At 73.2% G+C, this 9318-nt stretch carries 8 protein-coding genes; 3 read left to right on the top strand and 5 right to left on the bottom strand.

The genetic code is table 11. The annotated features are described in order from the left end of the window. Positions 1-156: 156 nt before the first annotated feature. On the bottom strand, positions 157-963 hold the full coding sequence (locus ACFV4P_RS01215) for a hypothetical protein (protein ID WP_380465996.1): 807 nt from the start codon (positions 961-963) through the stop codon (positions 157-159). A gap of 107 nt (positions 964-1070) precedes the next feature. Then, a complete protein-coding gene (locus tag ACFV4P_RS01210; protein WP_380465994.1) occupies positions 1071-2084 on the bottom strand; it encodes a hypothetical protein in 1014 nt (337 codons plus the stop codon). Positions 2085-2309: 225 nt separating this feature from the next. On the opposite strand from ACFV4P_RS01210, the gene ACFV4P_RS01205 reads away from it, so the two are divergent. Then, entirely contained in the window at positions 2310-2579 is a 270-nt protein-coding gene (locus ACFV4P_RS01205; protein ID WP_380465992.1) for a GlsB/YeaQ/YmgE family stress response membrane protein, read from the top strand. A 253-nt stretch (positions 2580-2832) separates the two neighbouring features. Then, complete coding sequence (locus ACFV4P_RS01200; RefSeq protein ID WP_380465990.1) at positions 2833-4230, top strand: NAD(P)/FAD-dependent oxidoreductase; 1398 nt, start codon at positions 2833-2835, stop codon at positions 4228-4230. A gap of 77 nt (positions 4231-4307) precedes the next feature. On the opposite strand, the gene ACFV4P_RS01195 is transcribed toward ACFV4P_RS01200, so the two are convergent. After that, positions 4308-5627 (bottom strand): hypothetical protein, encoded by a 1320-nt coding sequence (locus tag ACFV4P_RS01195; protein WP_380465988.1) that lies wholly within the window; start codon positions 5625-5627, stop codon positions 4308-4310. Between the two features lie 467 nt (positions 5628-6094). On the opposite strand from ACFV4P_RS01195, the gene ACFV4P_RS01190 reads away from it, so the two are divergent. After that, positions 6095-6913: an MBL fold metallo-hydrolase gene (locus ACFV4P_RS01190; protein ID WP_380465986.1), complete on the top strand. Its 819-nt coding sequence runs from the start codon at positions 6095-6097 to the stop codon at positions 6911-6913. A 148-nt stretch (positions 6914-7061) separates the two neighbouring features. Here the strand turns inward: ACFV4P_RS01190 and ACFV4P_RS01185 are convergent, their stop codons facing one another. Then, positions 7062-7655, bottom strand: coding sequence for an NADPH-dependent FMN reductase (locus ACFV4P_RS01185; protein ID WP_380465984.1), 594 nt, complete (start codon positions 7653-7655; stop codon positions 7062-7064). A gap of 181 nt (positions 7656-7836) precedes the next feature. Beyond that, positions 7837-9255, bottom strand: a complete 1419-nt coding sequence (locus tag ACFV4P_RS01180) for an MFS transporter (protein WP_380465982.1) — start codon at positions 9253-9255, stop codon at positions 7837-7839. Positions 9256-9318 lie beyond the last annotated feature (63 nt).

The following is a 9318-nucleotide window of genomic DNA, read 5'->3' as shown; positions in this document are numbered from 1 at the left end:
TTTGTTTTTTGGGGGTGGGGGGGGCGTAACACCCCCCAGCCCTCGAGGGCGTGCGCCTGGTCCGGCGGCGCGCCGTCGCCGGCGGGGGGGGGCCGGCCCACGACTGCGTGTGCCGGGGTGCCGGGGTGCCGGGGTGCCGGGGCGTCGGGGTGCCGGTCAGCAGTCCTTGTAGGCGGTGCAGACCGGCGTGGCGAGCGCCTTCAGCACGGCGCTGTCGGCGGGCGCGGACCAGGCGGTCTTCGGGTGGGCGCCCTTGGCGACCTGCGCGTGCAGGGTGAGCTCGGCCAGCGCGCCGCCGGAGGTGGTCAGGTACTCGTGGACCTGCACGGTGCCGCCGTCGGCCTGCGGCAGCGTCACGGTCGCCGCCAGGAACTCGCTGTCGTCGCCGGTGATGTCGACCTTGGCCCCGGGCACGGTGGTGGTGCAGGCCTTCACCTCGTCCTTGACCGCGCCGAGCAGGCCGTACGCGGACTGCGCGGCCGCGCTGCTCTTGTTGGCGTCGCCGAAGCTGACGATGCTCTGGGCGGCCTGCCAGTCGCCCGCCGCGCCGCCCAGCGAGGCGGTGTCCAGACTGTCGAACGCGTCGGCCCAGTCGGCGGAGCGCTTGCCGTGGCAGAGCTGCTCGATCCGGAACTGCCCCTTGGCGCCCAGGCTCTTCGCCGAGGACGCGCCCGCCGTCCAGTGCAGCGCCGCGTTCAACGGCACCTGCTGCGGGGCGATCCAGGCCGCCGCCGGCACCGCCGACGCCTTCCCGCCGCCCGCCGACGCACCGGTCTGCTCGGGCTTCGGGCTCTCGGACGGCGCCGCACCGGCGGACGACGACGGCGCGCCGGTGGCGGCGGGCGGCGCGGCGGCCGTCTTCCCGGCGTCGCCCCCGTCCGTGCCGTCGGGGTTGCAGGCCGTCAGGACGGCCATGGCGGAGAGGCAGACTGCCGCGGCGGCGGCGAGGCGGAGCGGACGCACGTGGATCCCCGGGGGTCGAGAAGGTCGGTGGGCGGTGGTGCCGGGCGGACCCGCGCGCCGCGACCGCCCGGCGAACGAGCGGTCGCAGCACGTGAGTTGACGGAGGATCAGTAGCCCTTGGCCGGACGGTTCGGGTCGGCCTGCTGCACCTTGGACGCCAGGTCGTGGCCGTCCGCCGAGACGTGGTACCGGCCGCGGATGTAGTTCATCGAGGCCGCCACGTTCGCCACCGGGTCGTAGATGTCGGTGGAGGTGCCCTTGACGTGGTTCTCCGCGAAGGTCGTCGGAATGACCTGCCAGGCGCCGCGCGAGCTGCCCAGCGGCGCGCCGTCGGCCTGCTTCGCGCCGTGGGCGTTGGTGTCCCACAGGTTCACCTGCGAGGTGGGGATGTTGTACGTCGACTCGCGCTTGGCGATGGTCAGCATGCCCTTGGTCCACGCCTCGCGGGCCGCCGGGTCGGTCACGCCCATCGCGTCCAGCGCCTGCGAGATGTACTCCCGCATGGCGGCCTCGCCGCTCTTGTACTTGCCCTTGCCGCCGTACGTGACGTCGCCGACCGGGATCTTGCCGGCGTGCGAGATCTCGACCTTCGGGTCGTTGCCGCCGCCACTGCCGTGGTCGCCCCCGCCGCCACCACCGCTGCCGTGGTCACCCGGCTTGTTCGGGCTCTTCGGCATCGGCGCACCGGGCTTCTTGGGCGCGGGCTTGCCCGTCGGCGTGTGCTCGCCGCCCTGGCCCGGGCTCTTCGGCGCGGGCTTCGTGGAGCCGGGCTTGGAGACGTTCTCGTGCGCCTTCTTCTCGGCCTCCTGGTACCGCTTGATCACGGTGCCGAGCTTCCGGGTGTCCTCGGCGAGCTCCTTGGTGAGCTTCGTCTTGGTCGCCTCCAGCGCCGCGACCTGCTCGTTGATCGCGGCGACCTGCTGGCGGACCTGGGCCACCACCGCGCCGAACCCGAGAATGTTGCCCAGCGCACCGGCGGCCAGGTCGGTGCCGACCGCCTTCATCATGACGCCCTTGATGCGACCGGTCTGCTGGGTCATCTCGTTCATTCGCTGCTGGATCGCCTGGAAGTCCTTCTGGATCTTCGCGAGCTCGCTCAGCGTGACGCCGAAACCTGCCATGTCGTGTCTGCTCCCCCGTCGAACCTGACGCCCGTTCAGTCGTTTATCCCACCACAGGCCCCGCGGCGGCAATCACCGGGGCCTCGTCGAGTGCCGTCGCTACCCGTGGCACCGGCCCGGCAAACCACCTGACCGGGGCTTTCGCCGAGATGCCGAGGTGCGCCCGGCGGGCGACCATGGCCGTTGTGGACCGCCCTCCTGCGGTACCGGAAAGGCTGGGATTCGATGTTCCAACTCCTCTGGATTCTGCTGATCGGCTTCGTACTGGGTGTGCTGGCCAAGCTCATCCTCCGCGGCCCCCAGGCCATCCCGTGGTGGCTGACCATGCTCCTCGGCGCGGCCGGCGCCTGGCTGGGCAACGCGGTGGCCGGCTGGATCGGCGTCCGCCACACCTCCGGCATCGACTGGATCCGCCACGCGCTCCAGCTCGGCTTCGCGATCGCCCTGATCGCCTTCGTCTCCCCCGCCTGGAGCAAGTCCCACCCGAGCAGATGACGCCGCCACCCGGCCGTCACCGCTGCCCGGCCGTCACCGCTACCGCCATCCGCCGCCCGCCGAGCACTCCGCCCGGCGGGCGGCGGCGTGTCCACGGGAGGCCGGTGCCGCCGCAGGGTCCGCGGCGGCCCGGGCGTCCTTATGTCAACGCCATTGACGTTGGACGGCGGGGAACGGTCTGATGACGGCATCCGGGCCCCGCAACCCCGCTCCGGGGCCCGGAATGCCCGTGCACCGCCGAAGGAGCCCCACCATGGCCGACCCCGTCCACGCCCTCCGGGACGCCCAGCCCGTACCGTTCTGGCTGGACTCCCCCGACCGGCCGGAGGCCGAATCCGCCCTGGTCGGCAGCGCCGAATGCGACCTGCTGGTGGTCGGCGGCGGCTACAGCGGCCTGTGGACCGCGCTGCTCGCCAAGGAACGCGACCCGTCGCTGGACGTCCTGCTGATCGAGGCCCGCGAGACCGGCTGGGCCGCCTCCGGACGCAACGGCGGCTTCTGCGAGGCCAGCCTCACCCACGGCCTGGCCAACGGCCACCAGCGCTGGCCCGACGAACTCGCCGCCCTGGAACGCCTCGGCGCGGCCAACCTCGACGCCATGCAGGAGACCGTCCACCGCTACGGCATCGACTGCGACTGGCGACGCAGCGGCGCCCTCAACATCGCCACCGAACCCCACCAGGTGGCCGAACTGCAGGAGTTCGCCCAGCTCGCGGCCCGCTACGGCAGCCGCCTCGACGTCCTGGACCGGGACGCGGTGCGCGCCGAGATCGACTCCCCGTCCTTCCTCGGCGGCCTCTGGGACCGCGACGGCGTCGCCATGCTCGACCCGGCCCGCCTCGCCTGGGGCCTCAAGCGCGCCTGCCTCGACCTCGGCGTCCGCATCCACGAGCACACGCCCGCCACCGCCCTCGCCGACACCCCCCACGGCCTGGCCGTCCGCACCCCCTACGGCCGGATCACCGCCCGCCGCGCCGCCCTGGCCACCAACGCCTTCCCGTCCCTGCTGCGCCGTCACCGGCCGTACACCGTCCCGGTCTACGACTACGCGCTGATGACGGAGCCGCTGACGGACGCCCAACTCGCCTCCGTCGGCTGGCAGAACCGGCAGGGCTGGTCCGACAGCGCCAACCACTTCCACTACGTGCGGCTGTCGGCCGACAACCGGATCCTGTTCGGCGGCTACGACGTCGCCCACCAGTACCGCGGCCGGATCGGCGCCGAACGCGACCAGCGGCCGGAGACCTTCGCCACCCTCGCCCGGCACTTCGCCCGGACGTTCCCGCAGTTGGAGGGCCTGCGCTTCACCCACGCCTGGGGCGGCGCGATCGACACCTGTACCCGGTTCTCGGCCTTCTTCGACCTGTCGCACCGCGGGAGGGTCGCCTACGCCGCCGGCTTCACCGGGCTCGGCGTCGGCGCCACCCGGTTCGGCGCCGAGGTGATGCTCGACCTGCTCGCCGGTGAGCGCACCGAACGCACCGGCCTGGAGATGGTGCGCCGCAAGCCGCTGCCGTTCCCGCCGGAGCCGGTCCGCTCGATCGGCATCGGCATCACCCAGTGGGCGCTGACCCGGGCCGACGCCAACGCCGGGCACCGCAACCTGTGGCTGCGCACCCTCGACCGCTTCGGTCTGGGTTTCGACAGCTGACCGAAGCGCCTTGCGGCCCACCGGTCGCCGCCCGTCGAGCACCGCGCTCGGCGGGCGGCGGGTTCCCGGCGGTCCGGTCAGAACCGGTTGCTGCGCACCGGGCCGGAGGAGCGGATCCGGTCCCGGCTGCCGGTCGCCCAGGTCGCGGCGGCCCGGGCCGCGAACGCGGACAGCGTCTCGTCCAAGTCCGGCGGGGCCTCCCCGTCGCCCTCGTCCGGCTCGGCGGAGGCGGCGCGGATCCGCTCGGCGAGCTCCGCCGCCGGGCTGTCGTCGGCCGGCCCCCGTTCGACCTGGCCGTCCTCGCCGACCCGCATGCCCGGCGCCCACGGCGGGACCACGTGCTGCACCAGCAGCCCCGTGACGTCCGCCGAGACGGCCGGCGGGTCCGTCCAGCACGTCGCGTGCTCGTACAGCACCTCGCCCGGCGCGCGCTCGTGCAGCGCCCCCACCACGTCCTGGTCGCACTCGTTCAGGTCGTAGGCCACCACCAGCGCGTCCGCCGTCCCCTCGCCCGGGCGGTACGGGGCCGCGGGCAGGCCCAGCAGCGCCGCGGCCGCCAGCCCCAGTGCCGCGCTGCCCCGGTCCGGCAGCAGCGCCACCGAGGTCGGGCGGCGGCCGGTGGCGGCCAGCACGGTGCGCAGCCGCTCCAGGCCGTACCGGCAGTTGTCGTACGTGTCGCCCAGGTACGCCCAGCGGCCGGCCATCCCCGCCGCGTAGCCGTGCGGCGAGCGGGTGGCCAGCAGACCGCCGGTCAGCGTGAAGTGCCAGCCGCGCAGGTCCGTCGGCCCGGCGGGCGGGACGGCCGCGGCGCGGGCCAGCGTGCGACGGATCCGGTCGGCGGCGGGCGCCCAGGTGTCGTTGTCCGGCGCCGGCAGGGCGTCGAACACCTCGCGGGCCGACTCGACCCGGCCGTCCATCAGCGCGTTGTGCGCCAGCAGGTAGCCGTCCGGCCAGTCGCCGGTGATCGCCCGGTACTCCTGGAGCACCTCGACGGCCTCGGCGTGCCGCTCGCCGTCCTCCAGCGCGACGACCAGCTCCAGCAGCACCTGCCGCGGATCGACCTGCTGCCCGCCGCCCCGCCCGAACAGCTTTCGCTTCACCGGCACGGCACTCGCCCGCAACGCTTCCCGCAGCGCCGGGACCGCCGGCTCCGACAGCCCGTGCTCGATGCAGGCGTACCCGTACGCGTACAGCGCGCCCGCGTCCGTCGGCCGCGCCGCCAGCGCCCCGGCCGCGCCCGCCAGCTCCTCGATCTCGACGAGCTCGGCCAACTTCCTTACCACCGGCGCGACTTCGGCAGCCGCCAGCCCGTCGGCCACCGCCCTCAGCTCCCGCGCGACACCCTGCGGGTCACCGGCCTCGAGCAACTCCCACGCCTTGGCGAGCTCGGAACGCACGCAGTCTCCTCCGGATTCGAACCGTGCCACCCGGCCCACCCGGGATGCGCACACTCGCCAGATCATCGCTGCCGCGGGGCCGCCGGGCGAAACCATTTTCGCGAGCCGGTGCGCACCCGCTCGCACCCGCTCACGCGGCCGGCCGCGAACCCGAGGCGACTGCGGCGGCAACGGCCGACGGGTCCGTCAGCGGGCGGCCGAGGAGGTTCGACAGGTCCGGGCCCGTGGCATGACCCAGTTCACCGCGGGCCAGGTCGCCCGGATGTCCTCCTCCTGGGCCGCCTACCGGGCCTGACGCCCCACCGACCGCCCGGACGCCGACGGGGTGGGGGTCACGAACGGGTGATGTTGGGGGGTTCGGGCGGTGGCGGGGCGGAGGGCGGGTCAGCATCGGGGGTGTCCGCCGGGGTGGGGCCATCGGGGTCGGCGGGCGGGGGGAAGAACATGCTCAGCACGATGGAGGTTCCATGCGTTTGGTCTCAAGTGGCCGGCTCCACGCCACGTTCGAGCTCGGTGATCTGCAGGTGGTGTCGCTGCGGGACGGGTACATCGACATGCCGCCGACCCGGCTGCGCGGCACGGACGGGCGGGCGCTCGACGAGCTGCCGCCCGAGGTTCCGCTGGCGGACGAGAATCTGCGGTTGTCGGTGAACGCCTTCTTCGTCACCGACGGCACCTGGTCGCTTCTCGTCGACACCGGTGCGTCGAACGTCTGGCACGTTCCGGGCATGGGGCGGATCCACGAGGCGCTGGAGGAGGCGGGGGTCGAGCGGGGCTACATCACCGATGTGGCCATCACCCACCGGCACGAGGACCACGTGAGCGGTCTGATCGCGCCGGACGGTTCGGAGGCGTTCGCCAAGCTCGAACGGGTGTGGATCGGCGCGGCCGACGCCTCGGTGTTCACGGGACGGCTGGAGCCGATCCGCGAGCGGGTGGTGCCGGTGTCGGAGCAGGTCGCGATCAACGACTGGGCGACCGCGCTCCCGGCGCCCGGCCACACGCCCGGGCACACCGTCTACGAGATCAGCAGCGGTGGCGAACACCTGCTGGTGTGGGGCGACACCGTGCACGTGCCGACGCTCCAGTTCGACCGGCCGGAGGTGTCCTGGGAGCTCGACGGCGACCAGTCCCGGGCCCGGGCGGCGCGGGCGGCGCTGCTGGAGCGGCTGTCGCGGCCGGGCCACTTCGTGGCGGGGGCGCACCTGGACTCCCCCGGCATCGCGCGGGTGAGTCCGTCCGGCGACGGCTACGCGCTGGAGTACCTGGCGGCGCCGATCAACTGACCCGGCGTGCGGCGGGCCCGATCAACTGACCCGGCGTGCGGCGGGCCCGATCAACTGACCCGGCGTGCGGCGGCCCCGCACCGGCGGTCGGGGGCGAGCGCCCCGGGAAACAGCGCGTTCCGGCGGTGCCCGTCCCCGTTCGCGCTGCTCAGAGGAGGCTTGCGGTCGGGGTCGCGGCGAGCGCGCGCTGGGTGGCGAACTCGACGACCTGGGCGGCGACTTCCTCCAGCTGTGCCTGGACGTGGTCGTCCTTGCAGTCCCCGGCGGGCGAGAAGCGGGTGGTCGAGGTGTTGATGGCGGCGCCCAGCGGGGTGGGCCAGCCGCGCAGGGCGTGGGTGACGTCGCGCAGGGCGGCCAGCGTGGCGACGGCGCCCTGCCAGCCGTTGGCGACCGCGACGCATCCGACGGCCCGTTCGCTGAAGTAGGGGCGGGTGTCCTCGCGCAGTTCCTCGACGTAGTCGAGGGCGTTCTTGACCAGGCCGGATATTCCGCCGTGGTAGGCGGGACTGGCCAGGACGAGGGCGTCGGCGCCGGCGATGGCGGACAGCAGCTGTCTGGCCTGCGGGGTGGTGCTGCCCTGCCGGGGGTCGTACAGCGGCAGGGACAGTGCCGGTCCGGCGATCAGCTGCACTGATGCGCCGCGCTTCGCCGCCGCGTCCAGGACGATCCGCAGGGCTTTCTCGGCTGTGGATCCGGGCCGGCTCGAACCGCCGACACCGACCACGTTCACGATCCGGTGCACTGGTGGCGCCTCCTTCTCTTTCGGGGATCTCGGGGTGTTCGCGGCGCGGGGTGCGGTAGTAGGGGCTGACGGGGAGTCGGACTGTCGGGCGGCAGCAGAAGGTGATTCCACTCGTCCGTGGTGAACACGGAGTGGAACCACCTTCTGCCTGTTCATGTCACGCGACTGCGCGGCCGAGCGGTCACACCGCCGACGCCACGCCGTCCTGACGCTCGGTCTCCTCCGCGGCGGGAGCCACGGGGGCGCGCCGGAAGTTCGTCACGACGAGCAGGATCAGCACGATGCCGGCGACGGTGGCCCACATGGCGGTGCGCACCCCGTCGGAGGTGGCCACGCGCAGCGCCTCGCCGGTCAGGCCCTCGTGGCCGGAGTTGGCGATCGCCACCAGGACGGCCAGGCCGACCGCGGCGCCGACCTGCTGGCCGGTGGAGGCGACGCCCGAGGCGATGCCCTGGTCCTCGGACGCGACACCGGTGGTCGCCGCCGCGTACATGGCGGTGAAGATGGTGCCCTGGCCGAGGCTGAGGATGAGCACGCCCGGCACCAGTTGCAGGTAGGTGCCGCTGGGCGAGACGGAGAACGCGAACGCGACGGTGCCGATCAGGCCCAGCAGCAGGGCGCCGGTCAGCGTGGCGCGCACGCCGAAGCGGGTGGCCAGCTTTCCACCGGACAGGTTGCCGATGAGGACGCCGACGCACGGGAGCAGGAAGGCGATGCCGCTCTTGGTGGCGGAGTAGCCGTGCACGCTCTGGAAGTACAGGGTGAAGAAGTAGGGCAGTGCGCCGAACGTCCCCATGAAGATGAAGGTGACGACGGTGCCGGTGCTCAGGTTGCGGTTGCGGAACAGGCGCAGCGGCAGCAGCGGGTCGCGGCCACGGCCTTCGACGGTGAAGAAGATGCCGAGGATCACCACGGAGATGGCGGCGGTGACCAGGATCGTCGGGGAGGTCCAGCCGGACTCGGGGCCCTGGACGAGGGTGAAGACCAGCAGGGTCGATCCGACGGTGGCGGTGAGGGCTCCGGGGAGGTCGAACTTGCGTCCGCTGACGCCCTGGTCGGTGTCCTTGGGGATGATGAGGAAGGCGAGCAGCATGGCGCCGCCGGCCAGCGGGACGTTGGCGAAGAAGATCGACGCCCAGCCGAAGGCGCCGGTGAGGACGCCGCCCAGCAGGGAGCCGAGGATCATGCCGCTGCCGCCGGCGCCGCCCCAGATGGCCAGGGCGCGGTTGCGCTCGGGGCCTTCGGCGAAGGTGGTGGTGACCAGGGACAGGGTCGAGGGAGCCAGGAAGGCGCCGCCGATGCCCTGGACCGCGCGGGCGACGATCAAGGTGGTGGGGTCGCCGGCGAGTGCTCCGGCGAGCGAGGAAGCGGCGTAGAGGAACAGGCCGAAGGTGAACATCCGGCGGCGGCCGAAGAGGTCGGCGGCGCGGCCGCCGAGCAGCAGGAAGCCGCCGAAGGCGACGGCGTAGGCGCTGACGACCCACTGGAGGGTCTGGGCGGAGAATCCGACGCCGGTCCGGATCTCGGGGAGTGCGACGAAGACGATGCTGTAGTCAACAGCGTAGATGCACTGGGCGAAAGCCAGCAGTGCCAGGATCAAGCCGAGGCGTCGGCGAGGTGGCGCAGTGGCGCCGGCGACTGCAGAAGGCATTGGTGTGCCTGT

Origin of the sequence: Kitasatospora sp. NPDC059795, from assembly GCF_042732175.1 — a bacterium.
Lineage (GTDB): Bacteria > Actinomycetota > Actinomycetes > Streptomycetales > Streptomycetaceae > Kitasatospora.
The sequence above is the reverse complement of the archived record's forward strand: the minus strand, read 5'-3'. Positions and strand labels throughout refer to the sequence as shown.